The following is a 16,390-nucleotide window of genomic DNA, read 5'->3' as shown; positions in this document are numbered from 1 at the left end:
CGATTATCTGCTTGAAAGCCGCCCCTCCAAAGGGTGTGTTTGGACCATAATACCCCAGTCTTATGACCTGTCAATGACAGAAAATAAAGCCCCGACACCTTCCGGTATCGGGGCTAAAGGCAGTATAGGAAAGTTGCGTGTCCAGCCTTGGAACAGATGTTACCGAACGTCCATGTTGCTCCTTGGTAATACACATCCGTGTGCCGCAGCATCCATTCAAAGCCAATATCTCTTTTTTGAGGATACTTTAATATTGGGTCTTTTCTGCTTTTCCTGTAGGAAAAAGCTTACACAGACTTAATTCTTCAAATTGACCCGTCTGCACAGCTCGGTTAGTGTTGCGGCTTCCTCGCTGGAGTAAACGCCGTGACATCGCGAAAAAAAGCCGTCGACTTCGAACAGAAACTGAACCAGCTGGAATCGCTGGTGAATGACATGGAACAGGGAAGCCTAACCCTTGAAGACTCTCTCAAGGCTTTTGAGGAAGGCATCAAGATTACCCGTGAATGCCAACAGGCGCTCAAGGAGGCGGAATTACGGGTGGATATGCTCACCCGGGACAGTGATAGCCCCACTGAGTTTGTTCCCGAGAAAGACTGATGTCCGTTTCAGCAACCAGCTTCATTCCAGCTTATAAAAGCCGCATTGATTCTCACCTTGAAACTGTACTGACATTTCCAGACAGCCACAGTAGCAGCCTTTTCGATGCCATTCGCTACAGTGTGCTCAACGGTGGCAAACGTATTCGGCCAGTTCTGACCTATGCAGCAGCTACAGCTGTGGGTGAGATCAATTTAGCAACCGATGCCTCTGCGGCTGCGGTGGAATTGATTCACGCCTACTCCCTGATCCATGATGACCTCCCGGCAATGGACGATGACGATCTGCGCCGTGGTATGCCTACCTGCCACATTGCATTTGACGAAGCAACGGCAATTCTCGCTGGAGATGCTCTGCAAACTCTTGCCTTTGAGGAGCTGTTAACAGTTGCTGCGCACTCCCCGCAATTATGCGTACAGTTATTATCACTCCTCTGCAGAGGTGCAGGCGCCTCGGGGATGGTGGTGGGACAGGCACTGGATATCGCTGCTGTGAATCTGTCACCCGATTTACAGCAACTGGAGCAGATTCACTGCAACAAGACCGGGGCCATGATCAATGCCAGTATTCTTATGGGTGCGGTATCAGCAGGGGCCGATAGCCAGCAACAAGCTGCTCTCTCCGAGTACGGGGATGCCATTGGCCTGGCTTTTCAGGTACAGGACGACATCCTGGATGTTACCGGCACCACAGAAGTTATCGGCAAACGTCAGGGCGCAGATGAGGCTCTGAACAAACCCACGTACGTCACACTGCTGGGGCTGGGCGGCGCCAGAGAAAAAGCCGCCGACCTGCACCAAAAAGCGCTGGCAGCCCTGCGGACATTTGACAGCCGGGCCGATCAGCTGCGGGCTATTGCCGACTATATCGTCAACCGGAATAGCTGAAACCTGCCGAGACCTCCATTTGATGCGGCTCCGCTGGCAATTTTGGTGTAAGATTGCTCCCTTTGCGCCCATTCGATTTGCATGCTCAAGACGTTCAACGACATACCGCTGATCCGGCCGGAAACCCCTCTTCTGGACAGCATCGACCACCCGTTTCACCTGCGTGAACTGGATGTTGAGCAATTGCCTGAGCTGGCAGATGAACTGCGCGCCTATCTGCTCTACAGCGTCGGGAAAAGTGGCGGCCACTTCGGTGCCGGACTGGGGACTGTCGAGCTCACCATCGCCCTGCACTATGTTTTCAATACCCCCCATGATCGGCTGGTGTGGGATGTAGGGCACCAGGCTTACCCCCATAAGATCCTCACTGGTCGGCGAGAGCTGATGCCACTGATTCGGCAGGCAAACGGTCTGTCCGCTTTCCCCAAACGGGAAGAGAGTGAGTTCGACACCTTCGGGGTGGGCCATTCCAGCACTTCTATCAGCGCCGCTCTCGGTATGGCCCTGGGTGCCGCCATGAATGGCGAAAAAAGAGAAGTCGTGGTGGTGATCGGGGATGGGGCCATGACGGCAGGCATGGCGTTTGAGGCTCTCAACCATGCTGCACATACCAACGCCAACATGCTGGTAGTGCTCAACGACAACAACATGTCGATATCCCACAACGTCGGCGGCTTGGCCACCTATTTTTCCAAAATCTGGTCCAGCCGTTTTTATAATTCCATCCGTGAAGGTGGCAAGAAGGTCTTGCGCTCAATTCCCTCAGCAGCGTCTTTTGTCCGCAAGACCGAGGAGCACCTCAAGGCCATGGTCGCTCCGGGTATTGTTTTTGAGGAGCTGGGGTTCAACTATATCGGACCCATTGACGGCCACAACCTGCCACTGCTGGTTCAAACGCTTAGCAACCTGAAGCAGCTGGATGGCCCTATCCTGTTGCACACGATCACCCGAAAAGGCAAAGGCTTTGGTCCGGCCGAAGCAGACCCGGTGGGCTATCACGCGCTCAACAAAATCGAACCCAAAAGCAAGCCCCAGGTTGCCGTCGCCAAACCTTCGACGGTAGTGACTCCCCCCAAGGTGAAATACCAACAGGTATTTGGAGACTGGCTTTGCGATATGGCTGAAAAAGATTCCCGCCTGGTGGGAATAACGCCGGCTATGTGTGAAGGATCCGGCATGGTTGAGTTTTCCAAAACCTATGCCGATCGCTACCACGATGTGGCCATTGCCGAGCAACACGCGGTGACACTGGCCGCCGGGCTTGCCTGTGAGGGATTGAAACCCGTGGTGGCCATTTACTCCACCTTTTTGCAACGGGCCTACGACCAACTGATTCATGATGTGGCACTGCAGAACCTGGATGTTCTATTCGGTATTGACCGGGCCGGGCTGGTCGGCGAAGACGGCCCTTCACACGCAGGCAGTTTTGATCTTACCTACCTACGCTGTATTCCTAACCTGCTGATCATGGCGCCCTCGGACGAAAATGAAACACGGCAGATGCTCTATACCGGCTTCATTCACCAGGGTCCTGCTGCCGTTCGCTATCCCAGGGGCACAGGTCCAGGCTCTGTCATCGAAAAACAAATGACGGCACTCCCCATCGGCAAGGGAGTGGAGAAACGCACTGGAAGCCATGTCGCTATTTTAAATTTTGGCACCCTGCTCCCGGCAGCATTACAGGCCGCTGAAGAGCTTGGCGCCACCGTTGCCGACATGCGTTTTGTGAAACCACTGGATACCGCACTGGTTGATCGGCTGGCATCACAACATCAATTACTGGTTACCCTGGAAGAAAACACGGTACAGGGCGGAGCCGGAGCAGCGGTCAGTGAACACTTGGCCTGCACCGGAATGGTTGTGCCAATCATGCACCTGGGCCTGCCGGATCAATTTGTGGACCATGGCAGCCATTCGCAACAACTCGCCGCCATCGGACTGAACGCGGAGAGTATTACCCGTGCTATTCAACACCGCCTGGATGAACTGAAGGGTACCCAGGGCGCCGTTTCCTGATACTGATCCCAGCAATAGGTTAAATATTGGTCGTTAACAGCCGATCAATGGCGACTAACATCTCGATTAACTCCCGACTGTTCTCCCCCCTCTCGCGAAAATACTCCTCGGCCATGGGGCTGACGGCACAGTTTTCAGGCAGTTTGGCTTTGTTCTCGACCAGATGTTGCAGTCGAGGCAGAAAAATGAACTGGAGCCACTGTTCAAACGAGAGGGTATCAATGGCAAAGGGCTCCCGGCTGGACAATGCCGCAATTGACGGCATCGTTTCTGACCACAACATCATGTCCCGCATCTGCTGCTCAAGGCTGACCAGTATGGCGGCCAGCTGCCGGTGTTTATCATTCATCTCAGGTCCTGACGACTACCCGGTTTCGCGCCGGAAAGGAGGCAGGTCGTCCAGCATCTGTTTACCGTAACGTTTGCTGATAATTCGGCGGTCGAGGATTGTGATTCGCCCCCGGTCTTTCTCTGTGCGGATCAGGCGCCCGCAAGCCTGATGCAGCCTGAGAGAGGCATCGGGTAACATCAGTTGCATAAAAGGATTCTCACCACGATGTTCCAGCCAGCCGGACAGGGTCTGATAGACGGGATCATCCGGCACGGCAAAGGGCAACTTGGCGATAACCACGTGAGAACAATAATTCCCCGGAAAATCCATCCCCTCGGCAAAACTGGCGAGACCAAAAATCACACTGCCCTCTCCACCATCAATCGTGGCCCGATGCCGGCGCACAATTTCCTGGTGTGACCATTGTCCCTGTACAAGAACCTGATCCTGCCGTTCTTCTCCCAGTCCGTCATAAACCAATTCCATCTGGCGGCGGGATGCAAACAACACCAGCGTCCCTTCATGCCAGTCAATCATCTCGGGCAGCACGCTGATCAGCGCCTCGGTATGTAACTGACTGTCTGAACCATCAGCGCCGATATCCGGCACCGCTATCACTCCAGCGTTGGCATAATCAAAGGCCCCCGCCACTGCCGTGTACACCGTTGTGGCAGGCAGCCCGCATCGTTTGCTGAAATTTTCAAATGAACCCAGGGTCTGCAGGGTCGCGGAGGTGATGATCGCTGCATAACACCGTTGCCACAAATTGAGGCGAAATATGCCTCCGGCATCTGTGGGAGACGCTGACAGGCGAATATCTGGGTTGCCCGCTCCCTCTTCCAGGCTTAGCCACCGGGCAGTGGGCGGTGCTTTTTGTGTATCATCTTCTCGGGCGTAGGATTCCCAGAGACGCAATGCCCCTTCGATGCGGCCTTGCCACACCCCCACTTGCTGGAATAGTTGTTCGAGATCGACTCGGGGTACCGGAAAGTGCGTCTCATCCATCGCGTCACTCAATCGGTCGGAAAGAAGTTCCAGGGTACTGAACAGTACTCCCAACCCCTGCACCAGGTGGCCTGCCAGTTCTCTTATTTCCTCGCCGGGATCGCCGTCGACAAAACACCAGCGCAGCTCTGTGCTCCCTTCTGCAGCCCCTTCCAGGTATTTTTCCAAGAGAGGATAACTCAGCCCCATTAAACGCTCACTGTCCGCAGCAGAGCTGGCCAGTTTTTCCAACCGTGACACAATATCCGGAGCGTCCCTGAACAGCGGCAGCCAGGCATCTGCCTGTTTCTGCATACGCCCCAACCAATTACCTGTGGTTCGAATCCGGCAGGAACCAGCAAAGTGGTTAAGGGCAGTGGGCGCGATGCGATGACCTTCGTCAAAAATATAAATGGTCTCTTCCGGCGGAGGAAGAATGGCACCACCTCCCAACGACAGGTCTGCCATCACCAGGTCGTGATTGGCGACAATACAATCGGCTTCATCCAATTCATCCCGTGCTTTAAAAAAGCAGCAGTTGCGAATCAGCCGACAGCGTCGACCGGTACACTGGCGACGATCAACAGTCAGGGGACGCCAGTCACTGTCTTCCAGAGAATCGGGCCAACTGTCCCGGTCACCTGCCCATTCGCCCGCAACCAACGAATTATCCATGGCGCGATAACTGGCAATCAGATTTGCCGTTGGATTGAACTGGATTTCATCTTCAAAGAGAAACAGCCCGTTATCACGAGCTGAAGCAGAATCGAGGCACTGCTCGAGTCGAATCGGGCACAGGTAGCGCCCACGCCCCTTGGCAAGGACTACCTGATAGTCCCAGCCGGTACTGCTCAACAGGTTAGGGATATCGCGATTGACCAGTTGCTCCTGCAGTGCAACCGTTCCCGTTGCCACCACCACTTTTTTGCCAAGTGCGCGGGCAATGGGCAATGCTGCCAACAGGTAGGCAAGTGTTTTCCCGGTTCCGGTGCCGGCCTCAACAACGTTGACAGGGTTATCCGAGCGCCGCCGGCCTTCGGCATCTTCCTCAATAGCGGCCAGACCATTAGCAATGGCGGCGATCATCTGCTTCTGGCCGAGACGGGGACGCAGCTCGTTAACGTCCAGGAATGTCCGGTAACCCTTCTGAATTTCTGCTTTCAGGTCAGCGCTCAGCACCGTTAATCAAGACCAAGTCTTAGCTTGCTGCGCACCGGATTGGCATACATATTGAGGATAATTTCCCGGTGCGCCTGAGGTACCGCATTCAGGCGCTCTTCAAACTCACGAACTTTTTGTGGCCAGCTCCCGCTAAATACTGATTTCCACTGTGCCAACTCAGGCACCTTGCCCTCCAGCATTTCGTAGGCAATGAGATTGCTGGGGTGAAGTCGGTAGTTACCGATGATCTGACGGTCGACGGCTTCAGCCATTTCCTCGGGGGTATCGATACCTTCTTCCAGCGGATCACCAAACGCAACGTGCACCGCCCCTTTGCGTCCAACAATGCCCTGATAGATGCTCAGCAGGTCCTCGTGGGCTTCTTTCCGGTAAACCCCCTCCGTCTGTTTGGCATAGAGCTCACGACCTTTGGCTGCGTCCAGGGGGTCCAGCTCATAGGAAATAGCTACCGGTACGACTTTCAGCTCACGAATGGCGTCAGCAAATGTCTGTTCTTTCTGTTTGCTGAGTGAAAGCATTTTCAACAGGGCCTTTTCCGTTTTATCGACCCCATCCTTGGCACGACCTTCACGTTGGGCAATCCAGACGCTGGCGTGCTCTTCAACCAGGGAAAACCGAATGTAGCGCGACAACTGCAACAGCGCGTTCAGCTTTTCACGACGCCCTTCCACAGAGCGTTTTACAATAAAACTTTTGTTGATGCGCATTAAGTCCGAGGCAAACTCTTTGCTCATCAGGTTGTCGCCGATGGCGATGCGCACCGTGTCATAACCGGCGTGGTAGCGGACGAAATTCACAAAGGCCGGGTCCATGGCAATATCACGGTGATTACTGATGAACAGGTAGGAGCTTTCAGAAGAAAGCTTATCCTGCCCGGAAACCGTCAGATGGCATTCAATTTTTTTCAGCAGTTTGCCCATGCTCTCGCCCACTGCTTCCTGAAAATCACGCACATTATGAATTTTCTCAAAGCTGTGGCGTAACACCCGAGCAATCAGCGGCCGCATTAGCCAGGGCGCATACCGCCCGAGCCGTGGATATTTGATGGACATCAGGGTATCAACAAACTCGCGACTGGCCGCGAGACGAGCCAATACTTCTGGAACTTCTGAGTCGTAATAAGGACGGATATCGTCAAATTCATTCATAACGGCGATGTACTGATTGTTGTTATAACGGCTTGCCAAAACAGCGGCAAAAACTCAGGAGCCCAGACGAGGGTTGTGCCAACGCACTTCCGTGGAGTACTTTTCGACCAGGTGTGTCACATCAAGAATCATGGCAAACAGCGCCATACGCACCAGTAGACCATTGTCCGTCTGGCGAAAAATTGCGAGATTCGGGTTGCTGTCCAGATCGCTGTCGAGCTCATTGGCCTCTGCCCGCGAATCCCGCGGCAGAGGATGCATAATCACCGTATTGGGCTCGCAGTTGGACGTGTAAATCGCCTGGTTAAGGCGAAAACGGCCGCGGTACAAATCGGCTTCATCCTTACTGGCGAAACGCTCTTCCTGAATACGGGTGGAATAGACTATATCAACGTGGGAAATACTCGATTCCAGGCGATCAGATTCGTCTACGTGGATTCCAGCGGCTCGCATATCCTCAACCAGCTCTCTTGGCATCGCCAGCTCCAGCGGAGAAACCAGCTGTACTGAAACCCGCTGGAATAACATCAGCAGCTTGCAAAGGGAGTGGACGGTGCGCCCGTGCTTGAGATCACCAATCATGGCGATGCGCAGGCCATCCAGTTGACGCCCACGATCCCGAAGTTCTTTTTCTATGGTGTACAGATCCAGTAATGCCTGACTGGGGTGCTCATTGCTGCCATCACCACCGTTGATCACCGGAACCCTACTGGCGGCGGCAAAATCTGCCACGGAACCAGACTCAGGATGGCGCATACAGATTACATCACTGAATCCGGACAGAACCCTGGCCGTATCCTGAAGTGATTCACCCTTGGCCAAGGCTGAGGCTTCAAAACCTACCGTTTCCCTGACCTCACCCCCCAGCAGGTTAAAGGCACTGCCGAAACTGATGCGGGTTCGGGTACTGGCCTCAAAAAACATGTTGCCGAGAATCGCGCCTTCAAGAACCCGGGTGATTTTCTGGCGCTGGGCATAGGGCTCCATACGATCAGCAACGCGAAAGATACGATCAATATCGGTGCGCTCGAACTGACTGATGGAAAGTATACTGCTACCCTTGAATTCCACATTGCCCCCACGGCTTAGCCCATCAAGCGCAGCATTTTAGCGGCTTTGCCAAAATCGGACCAGCGGCATTGTCGTTATAAAATCTGATCGCCCCATTCTTGCAACGCGTGCAGCAGTGAGCGTTCACGTTCGCCCGTTTCCTCACTGGCCATCAGCTGGTCGATTTCCGCATGATAGGCTTCCAGACTGAGGTATCCGGTGGAGGAACCTGTGAGTCGCTGAAAGCGCCATTCTTCCCACTGGTTTATCTCTTCTTCACTCAATGACTCAGGAAAATTTCTGGCGCGATACAGGAACAGCAACTGCCGATAGCGAGGGTCCTGAAAATGAAAGCGGTCTGCCCCCAACTCGTCCGCCGATGCCGAACGTACCTCACTCAATAAATTCCGATCAGAGTCATTAAGAAAACCCTGATAGAGCTGGCGATCTGCTTCCTCAGGGCTTTCCTGCCCTGGTGCAGAAAACAGTTGTGACAGCTTTGCCGTCAGATCGCGGCCCCGCAACAGGCGCCAGTTCTCTTCGCAACGCTCCAGGTCTATACCCAGACGCTTGGCCGCCGCAGCATCCAGTAGTTTTGGCGTTGCCACCACAGGGCAGCGGTTAATCTGAACATTCTTTAAGGGGATACGCTCCACACCCTCGGGCAGATCCTGGGTGCGGGTAAAAAGCCGATCGTGAATTTGATCTACCGATAGATTCATGAGCCCCTGAGCATCCCCTGACAGATTAAAACAGATAATGGCGTTGTTATTGGTCGGGTGTTTGGCCAGCGGCATCATTAACGCCACGTAACCATTATCCCGCGGCAACCGGCCCGATACGTGCAGGAATGGCAGCTGGTTCTGCAGATCGATCAGTCCGGCCACCTTATTCTTCAGGCGGTGCTCGTAAATATAGTCGTACAGTTTGGGTTGTTTAGCCTTTACCAGACGTGCCATAGCGATGGTTGCCATGACATCGGAGAGCGCATCATGGGCTGATTCATGGGTTATACCGTTGGCCTGGGTGAGTTGTTCCAATTTGAAACAGGGGGAACCGTCGTCGTAGTTGGGCCACTCGATACCCTCCGGTCGTAACGCCCTGGCCAACCGAACCATATCGATAATGTCCCAGCGCGAGTTCCCGTGCTTCCACTCTCGCTCATAGGGGTCGTAGAAATTCCGGTAAAGGGTATAGCGAGTCACTTCATCGTCAAAGCGGATGCTGTTATAGCCAACTCCGCAGGTCCCCGGTTGTGACAACTCCCGGTGCACTTGAGCAATAAATTCCGGTTCTGGCACTCCCTGCTCCCGGGCTTTCTGGGGAGTAATGCCCGTAACCAGGCAAGCCATCGGGGAAGGCAGCCGATCCGTAGGCGGCTGACAATACAGGGATAAGGGTTTACCGACCAGATTGAGGTTTTCGTCGGTGCGAACACCAGCAAACTGTGAGGGGCAGTCTCGAGACGGGTCAGTGCCAAACGTTTCGTAGTCGTGCCAATAAAGCGTTTTCACAGACTCAGCATCCTTTTTCCAGAACAAAAAAAACGGCGTCCCCAGACGCCGTTTTTAGATAACGCAACAGACTGTGCGTTCCGGTCAGATCACTCAACCACTTCGGTATAGGTCATTTCGCCTACTACACGACGGTTGCGAGCACGACCTTCATCAGTGGCATTATCCGCAATCGGACGGCTTTCACCGTAACCTTCTGTGGTGATGCGACTCGGGTCAATGCCATAGTCTTCAACGATTTTGGCTTTAACTGCGGCAGCACGGCGCTCTGACAGGCCCTGGTTGTAGTCATCCGAACCACGGGCATCGGTATGACCTTCGAGCACGAGAGTGATGTCATCGTGAACTTTCATGGCATTGGCAACAGCATGAAGCTCATCACCGTAGATGGCACGTACAATGGCCTTGTCGAATTCAAACTCAACATTCAGGCGCACGGTAATGGTACGAGTCTCAGGCTCTGGTGCAGGCATTTCTGGTTCGCGAGGTTCTACAGGCGCTTCAACAACCGGCGCAGCTGGCTTGTTGAAGTAGTAGTTGAGGGCGAAGTTCAGTGAACCATCGTTGATACCCTCGTTGCCTTCACGCAATTTGTGGGCGATGCGGGCATCACCACGGAATTCCCATTGATCGCTGATCATTTTGGAAAGACCAAAACCGATTTGCGCCTGATGGGTGTATTCCTCATCTGACCACAGATTGTTTTCACCATCGCGGTCGTAATAGCTGAAACCTGCCACTACATAGGGGCGCCAGCCGCCATTATCTTCACCCAGCCAGAAATAGGCATTGATTTGGGCAACATCCAGATCGTCACCGGCAATGTCTTTGCCGTAACCAGCTTCCAGAGCCCAATCATTAAAGAAGCGATAACCAACATTGAAACCAGCCACGCCAGCTTCATCATGACCACTGACAACGCGATCGCTGTCAAGGTAGTAATAACCGAGCGACGGCCCGAGGTACAAACCCTCTTGTGCAAATACAGAGGCCGACAGCGTCAGCAACGATACACCAATAGCAGCAGCAAGCTTTTTCATCAACTTCACCATTAATTCCGATTTAAAAACACAGGCACCCTCGCCTGAACAATAAAAACAGCACGCGTAATGATAATACAGTTACTGTTTTTTTTCCGCATAGAGGCCAAAATTTTGCCAAAAACTCAAACAGGATCAAAAAAATGGCGCTGACTTCTAAAGCTTCGTCGAACGCATTTTTTTCTCTGGGTTTTCAGGCGGCAACAGCCGCACCTTGAGTGCGGCGCGAATATATACCTCTGTAAGCCAGTACTAGATGACCAATTTTCGCTCTTCAATTTTGGCCTGCCAGATTTTCGGGCCAGTTTGGTGGACGGCTTCACCTTTGGTATCCACCGCAACGGTCACCGGCATATCAACAATCTCAAATTCATAGATTGCCTCCATACCAAGATCCTCAAATGCCACCACTTTGGCTCCGGTAATCGCTTTTGAGACCAGGTACGCGGAGCCGCCGACAGCCATCAGGTAGACCGCCTGTGAATCGCGAATAGCATCAATAGCCGTGGGACCACGCTCAGCCTTACCGATCATGCCAATCAGGCCGGTTTCTTCCAGCATGGTACGGGTAAATTTATCCATGCGGGTTGCTGTGGTTGGGCCAGCGGGGCCCACTACTTCTTCCCGCACCGGGTCCACGGGACCCACGTAATAAATAAAGCGACCTGTCAAATCTACCGGAAGCTTTTCGCCCTTCGCCAGCATATCGACCATGCGCTTGTGAGCGGCATCACGGCCCGTCAGCATTTTGCCGGAGAGCAGCAGGGTTTCACCGGGCTTCCAGTCTTTAATATCTTCCTTGGTCACTGTATCCAGGTTCACGCGGCGCACGCTATCACCTACTTCCCAGGCAATCTCGGGCCAGTCTTCTAGGTTTGGCGGCTGCTGCTTCGCGGGGCCACTGCCATCCAACTTGAAGTGTGTATGTCGTGTCGCTGCACAGTTTGGAATCATCGCCACGGCCTTGTTGGCGGCGTGAGCCGGAAAATCTCTGACTTTGATGTCCAGCACCGTGGTCAATCCACCCAGACCCTGCGCACCGATACCCAGTCCGTTGACCTTATCAAACAACTCCAGGCGCAATTCTTCGGCACGATTGGAAGCACCGCGAGCCTGTAGTTCATGAATATCAATGGGATCCATGAGTGATTCTTTTGCCAGCAGCATGGCTTTTTCAGCGGTACCGCCAATACCAATACCCAGCATACCCGGCGGGCACCAGCCTGCACCCATTTTAGGCACCTGCTCCAACACCCACTCAACCACGGAATCAGACGGGTTCAGCATGGCAAACTTGGATTTCGCCTCTGAACCACCACCCTTGGCCGCCACATCCACTTCCACGGTATCGCCGGGAACAATTTCGTAATTGATCACTGCGGGGGTGTTATCGCCGGTGTTTTTCCGGGCACCGTCAGGGTCGGCCAAAACCGATGCTCGCAGCACATTGTCAGGGTGCATGTAAGCGCGTCTGACACCTTCGTTAATCATATCGGAGACACTCATGTCTCCTTCCCACTGCACGTTCATACCCACTTTGACAAAGACATTCACGATGCCTGTATCCTGACAGATCGGGCGGTGTCCCATCGCACACATGCGGGAGTTAATCAGAATCTGCGCCATGGCATCCTTGGCCGCTTGCGACTCTTCGCGCTCATAGGCTTCGTTAACCGCCTGGATAAAATCCACGGGGTGGTAATAGGAGATAAATTGCAGCGCATCCGCCACACTTTCAATCAGATCATTTTGTTTGATAACAGTCATTTCACTCTCACAACCTGTCATTTCCAGAAAAACCACATCGGCTCATACTCAGCCGGGGGGAGCCCCCAACTGTTGTTTGATCAGTTGCAAATCCCGGTTAATTTGCAGCCGGTATGCATCGATGGCACGAATTGCCTCCTCATTACCCGCAACACGGGCATTCAACGACTGCTTGGAGTCATTGATAGTCTGTTCCATCCGGGCCAAACGGTCAGCCACATCCTGAACCTGACTCACCAGGTCGTTGACCTCCAGTTTTGCCGCCAACGCCGAACTCGCGGCCGACTCCACAGATTTTGTCGCCTTATCCACCTTGCCAGTCAGGGTTTCTATTTCTTTCTTGCGAGCAGAAATGGAGGCCTGCAGGCCCTTGACCGCCTTGGCCTGATCATCAATAGACTTACCCTGATCTTCAATAGACTTGCGATTACGATCATAGGCCACACCCCAGAGTTTCTTGATCTCGGACCAGTGTTCATCCAGGCTGGTCTGGTGCTCCTTGAGTTTTACCGACAAGGCTGCACCGGATTGGCTCAGTGACTCATCGGTGGAAACAATTTTTGCTTCCAGATCATTGAAGCGAGTCTGCAGGGTTTCAAAACGCTGGGTCTGTTCAACAAAAAAGTACCCCAGACCAGCGACACCGAGAACCACTACCAGCAGCAGAAATTTCCACAGGGTTCCGACACTACCTGACGGTGCAGGCGGCTTTGCCCGGGGCCGTTCCCTGCTGGGACGTACATTGTCTGCCCCCCGCTCCCGACCTTCGCCACGGCCTATGCGGTCATCACTGGTGGGGACAATTGGATCAAAGCGAGGGTTATCACTGTCACTCATAGCACATCAAACCTGAAGCAGGCCTCTCATCAGAAGGCGATTGGAATAGAAGCTTGGATACACGAGGCAGGCATTATACGACAAACATAAAAAAACCGGCCATTCGGCCGGTTTTTTATCAAACTGCACTTACAGGAAGCAGAGGGAGCCAACCAGCACGGCAGTCAGAACCAGGCTGGAAACAATCACACCACGAACGGTGGTCATTGGCCCTTGTTTGCCGAACAGCGCATTGGCTTCCAGCACCAGCACAATGGCCACTGCAAGATAAAGACCTAAACCACCACCATTAGCGGATGTCAGGTGTTCGGCACTATAACCCATGTGGGGAGATGCCAGCATGCAGTACGCCATTGGCGCAGAAAACAGGGTGTTGGTGCGCGATGCCAGCAGAGCTTTTGCCGCTGCTGCAGGGCCGTCACCCTCTTTCATGCCGAGGGCAATCTGTTGCGCCGGCCAGATTACCAGCCAGACGTTGAGGAACATCAGGGTACCCAGTAGCGCACCCACCTCAATGTAGTCATTCATGACGTGCTGCTTACCAACACCCGCCAGCAGAATCACACCGGTGATGAAAGTGAACATGGCACCCCAGCGGAACCACCAGAGGGCACTGGGAGCCAATTTAGCCTTAGCATCAGCCAGGGCTTCAGGACTGGCCTGTTTGAAGTAACCGCCCTGAACAAAATTGAAGTAGTACAGCATACCAATCCAGGTAATACCGAACAGCAGGTGACCCCAGCGGGCCAGAAAATTAATGAATTCAAGTGACATGTCTTTCTCCTTAGCAGCGAGATGCTAGTTTATTGGGCCGGGTTTTGTTTGTAATCAACTAATTGTTATACCCGCCAGAGTTGAGCACTGGCGATTTCCCCTCGATCAAACCGCCCAGAAACCCTATAAAACAAGAGGTTATAGGACGGCTTCACGTGACGGCAATTTTGTCATAAAGTGCCCGAAAATAAAAAGCCCCGACCAGCGGGGCTTTTTGTCCTTGATGGATGGGGACGATTACATCATGCCGCCCATGCCACCCATACCACCCATGTCAGGCATACCGCCACCAGCATTTTCTTCCGGTGAGTCAGCAACCATGGCTTCAGTGGTAATCATCAAACCGGCAATAGAGCCCGCTGCCTGCAGCGCAGTGCGAGTTACTTTGGCGGGGTCAAGGATACCCATGGCGATCATATCACCATACTCACCCGTACCAGCGTTGTAACCAAAGTTACCTTCACCCTGCTTGACCTTGTCGACAACCACAGAGCCTTCTTCACCGGCATTGGTGACAATCTGGCGCAGTGGCGATTCCATGGCACGACGGGCCAGATTAATACCAACGGTCTGATCTTCATTATCGCCTTTGAGACCTTCAATAGCCTGCAGGGCACGAATCAAGGCTACACCACCACCGGGAACAACACCCTCTTCGACAGCTGCACGGGTCGCGTGCAGAGCATCTTCAACGCGGGCTTTCTTCTCTTTCATTTCAACTTCAGTCGCTGCACCAACCTTGATGACCGCAACACCACCTGCCAATTTGGCAACGCGCTCTTGCAGTTTCTCACGATCGTAATCGGAAGACGTATCTTCAATCTGGGCACGGATCTGGTTAACACGGGCTTGGATAGCATCGTGATCGCCTGCGCCGTCGACAATGGTGGTATTTTCCTTGGAGATAGTCACACGCTTGGCAGTACCCAGATGATCCAGAGTGGCAGACTCAAGGTCCATACCCACTTCCTCAGAAATCACGGTTCCGCCAGTCAATACAGCGATGTCTTCCAGCATAGCCTTGCGGCGATCACCAAATCCAGGAGCCTTACAGGCTGCCACCTTGACGATACCGCGCAGGTTATTCACAACCAAAGTTGCCAAGGCTTCACCCTCAACGTCTTCAGAAATAATGACCAGCGGCTTGCCTGCTTTGGCCACGCTTTCCAGCAGCGGCAGCAGTTCACGGATGTTTGAGATTTTCTTGTCAAACAACAGGATGAAGGGCGAATCGTGCTCAACGCTCATACTTTCCTGGTTGTTGATGAAGTAGGGGGACAGGTAACCGCGGTCAAACTGCATACCCTCAACGATATCCAGTTCATTTTCGAGACCGGAACCTTCTTCAACAGTGATGACCCCTTCCTTGCCAACTTTCTCCATGGCCTCGGCAATGATATCGCCGACATGGGAATCGCTGTTGGCAGAGATCGTGCCAACCTGGGCAATCTCCTTGGTGTCGGCGCAGGGCTTGGCGATTTTGGCAATTTCAGCTACTGCTGCGGTAACTGCCTTATCAATACCGCGCTTCAGATCCATCGGGTTCATTCCGGCGGCTACAGATTTGAGGCCTTCGTTCACAATTGACTGGGCCAATACTGTCGCCGTGGTGGTGCCATCGCCGGCCTCGTCGGAGGCTTTGGATGCCACTTCTTTCACCATCTGGGCACCCATATTTTGAAACTTGTCTTTCAGTTCGATTTCTTTCGCTACAGACACACCGTCTTTGGTAACCGTGGGTGCGCCGAAAGATTTATCCAACACAACATTGCGTCCCTTGGGACCCAAGGTCACCTTCACAGCGTCGGCCAGGACATTGACGCCTTCCAGCATCGGGTTGCGGGCGTTATCACCAAACATTACGTCTTTTGCTGACATGACTTACCTTCCTTAAACAATTCGTTTGACGAGATTAAATCTGCTTTGTGTTCTCAGCCGTCAATGACAGCCTTGATATCGCTTTCACTGAGAATGACCAGTTCCTGGCCGTCCAGCTCAATGGTGTCACTTCCGGCGTACTTGCCGAATACGACCGTATCTCCAACTTTCACATCCACAGGGCGCACTTCACCATTATCCAGCACGCGACCGATGCCAACGGCAATCACTTCTCCCTGGTTCGGTTTTTCTTTGGCGGAGCCCGGCAACAAAATACCACCGGCTGTTTTTTCTTCTTCTTCCTTGCGACGAACCACAACACGATCGTGTAAGGGACGAATTTTCATTGTCTATTCTCCAACTATTATGGTCTAACCTGTTC

14 protein-coding genes are annotated in these 16,390 nt (G+C 53.3%); 3 read left to right on the top strand and 11 right to left on the bottom strand.

Going from position 1 to position 16,390, the window contains the following annotated elements; all coding sequences use genetic code 11:
* Positions 1-366: 366 nt before the first annotated feature.
* From ACYZYZ_RS07195 to dxs, 3 genes are all read left to right on the top strand, one after another.
* Positions 367-600, top strand: a complete 234-nt coding sequence (locus ACYZYZ_RS07195) for an exodeoxyribonuclease VII small subunit (RefSeq protein ID WP_461483782.1) — start codon at positions 367-369, stop codon at positions 598-600.
* Positions 600-1,487 carry a polyprenyl synthetase family protein gene (locus ACYZYZ_RS07190; protein WP_461483781.1) on the top strand — a complete coding sequence of 296 codons (888 nt, stop codon included), beginning with the start codon at positions 600-602 and terminating at the stop codon, positions 1,485-1,487. Before ACYZYZ_RS07195 ends, ACYZYZ_RS07190 begins: the two co-directional genes overlap by 1 nt.
* Before the next feature lie 81 nt (positions 1,488-1,568).
* Positions 1,569-3,503 (top strand): 1-deoxy-D-xylulose-5-phosphate synthase, encoded by a 1,935-nt coding sequence (gene dxs / locus ACYZYZ_RS07185; RefSeq protein ID WP_461483780.1) that lies wholly within the window; start codon positions 1,569-1,571, stop codon positions 3,501-3,503.
* 19 nt (positions 3,504-3,522) lie between these two features.
* Here dxs and ACYZYZ_RS07180 read toward each other — a convergent pair whose 3' ends face one another.
* From ACYZYZ_RS07180 to groES, 11 genes are all read right to left on the bottom strand, one after another.
* A complete protein-coding gene (locus ACYZYZ_RS07180; RefSeq protein ID WP_461483779.1) occupies positions 3,523-3,852 on the bottom strand; it encodes a YqcC family protein in 330 nt (109 codons plus the stop codon).
* 15 nt (positions 3,853-3,867) lie between these two features.
* Positions 3,868-5,997 carry an ATP-dependent DNA helicase DinG gene (gene dinG, locus ACYZYZ_RS07175; RefSeq protein ID WP_461483778.1) on the bottom strand — a complete coding sequence of 710 codons (2,130 nt, stop codon included), beginning with the start codon at positions 5,995-5,997 and terminating at the stop codon, positions 3,868-3,870.
* Between the two features lie 2 nt (positions 5,998-5,999).
* Positions 6,000-7,148 (bottom strand): 1-acyl-sn-glycerol-3-phosphate acyltransferase, encoded by a 1,149-nt coding sequence (locus tag ACYZYZ_RS07170; RefSeq protein ID WP_305169511.1) that lies wholly within the window; start codon positions 7,146-7,148, stop codon positions 6,000-6,002.
* A 54-nt stretch (positions 7,149-7,202) separates the two neighbouring features.
* Positions 7,203-8,219, bottom strand: coding sequence for an aspartate carbamoyltransferase (locus tag ACYZYZ_RS07165; protein ID WP_305169512.1), 1,017 nt, complete (start codon positions 8,217-8,219; stop codon positions 7,203-7,205).
* A 74-nt stretch (positions 8,220-8,293) separates the two neighbouring features.
* Positions 8,294-9,712 (bottom strand): exodeoxyribonuclease I, encoded by a 1,419-nt coding sequence (gene sbcB, locus ACYZYZ_RS07160; RefSeq protein WP_461483777.1) that lies wholly within the window; start codon positions 9,710-9,712, stop codon positions 8,294-8,296.
* 89 nt (positions 9,713-9,801) lie between these two features.
* Positions 9,802-10,752, bottom strand: a complete 951-nt coding sequence (locus ACYZYZ_RS07155; protein ID WP_461483776.1) for an OmpA family protein — start codon at positions 10,750-10,752, stop codon at positions 9,802-9,804.
* Between the two features lie 252 nt (positions 10,753-11,004).
* The gene (locus ACYZYZ_RS07150) at positions 11,005-12,519 is read right to left on the bottom strand and encodes a fumarate hydratase (protein ID WP_461483775.1); all 1,515 of its coding nucleotides are present in this window, start codon (positions 12,517-12,519) and stop codon (positions 11,005-11,007) included.
* A gap of 48 nt (positions 12,520-12,567) precedes the next feature.
* Positions 12,568-13,356: a hypothetical protein gene (locus ACYZYZ_RS07145; RefSeq protein ID WP_461483774.1), complete on the bottom strand. Its 789-nt coding sequence runs from the start codon at positions 13,354-13,356 to the stop codon at positions 12,568-12,570.
* 129 nt (positions 13,357-13,485) lie between these two features.
* Complete coding sequence (locus ACYZYZ_RS07140) at positions 13,486-14,130, bottom strand: urate hydroxylase PuuD (protein ID WP_305169517.1); 645 nt, start codon at positions 14,128-14,130, stop codon at positions 13,486-13,488.
* Between the two features lie 237 nt (positions 14,131-14,367).
* Positions 14,368-16,008: a chaperonin GroEL gene (gene groL, locus ACYZYZ_RS07135; RefSeq protein WP_461483773.1), complete on the bottom strand. Its 1,641-nt coding sequence runs from the start codon at positions 16,006-16,008 to the stop codon at positions 14,368-14,370.
* Between the two features lie 53 nt (positions 16,009-16,061).
* Positions 16,062-16,355, bottom strand: coding sequence for a co-chaperone GroES (gene groES, locus ACYZYZ_RS07130; RefSeq protein WP_305169519.1), 294 nt, complete (start codon positions 16,353-16,355; stop codon positions 16,062-16,064).
* Between the last annotated feature and the right edge of the window lie 35 nt (positions 16,356-16,390).

Source organism: Porticoccus sp., from assembly GCA_023261185.1.
Classification (GTDB): domain Bacteria; phylum Pseudomonadota; class Gammaproteobacteria; order Pseudomonadales; family Porticoccaceae; genus Porticoccus; species Porticoccus litoralis.
The sequence above is the reverse complement of the archived record's forward strand: the minus strand, read 5'-3'. Positions and strand labels throughout refer to the sequence as shown.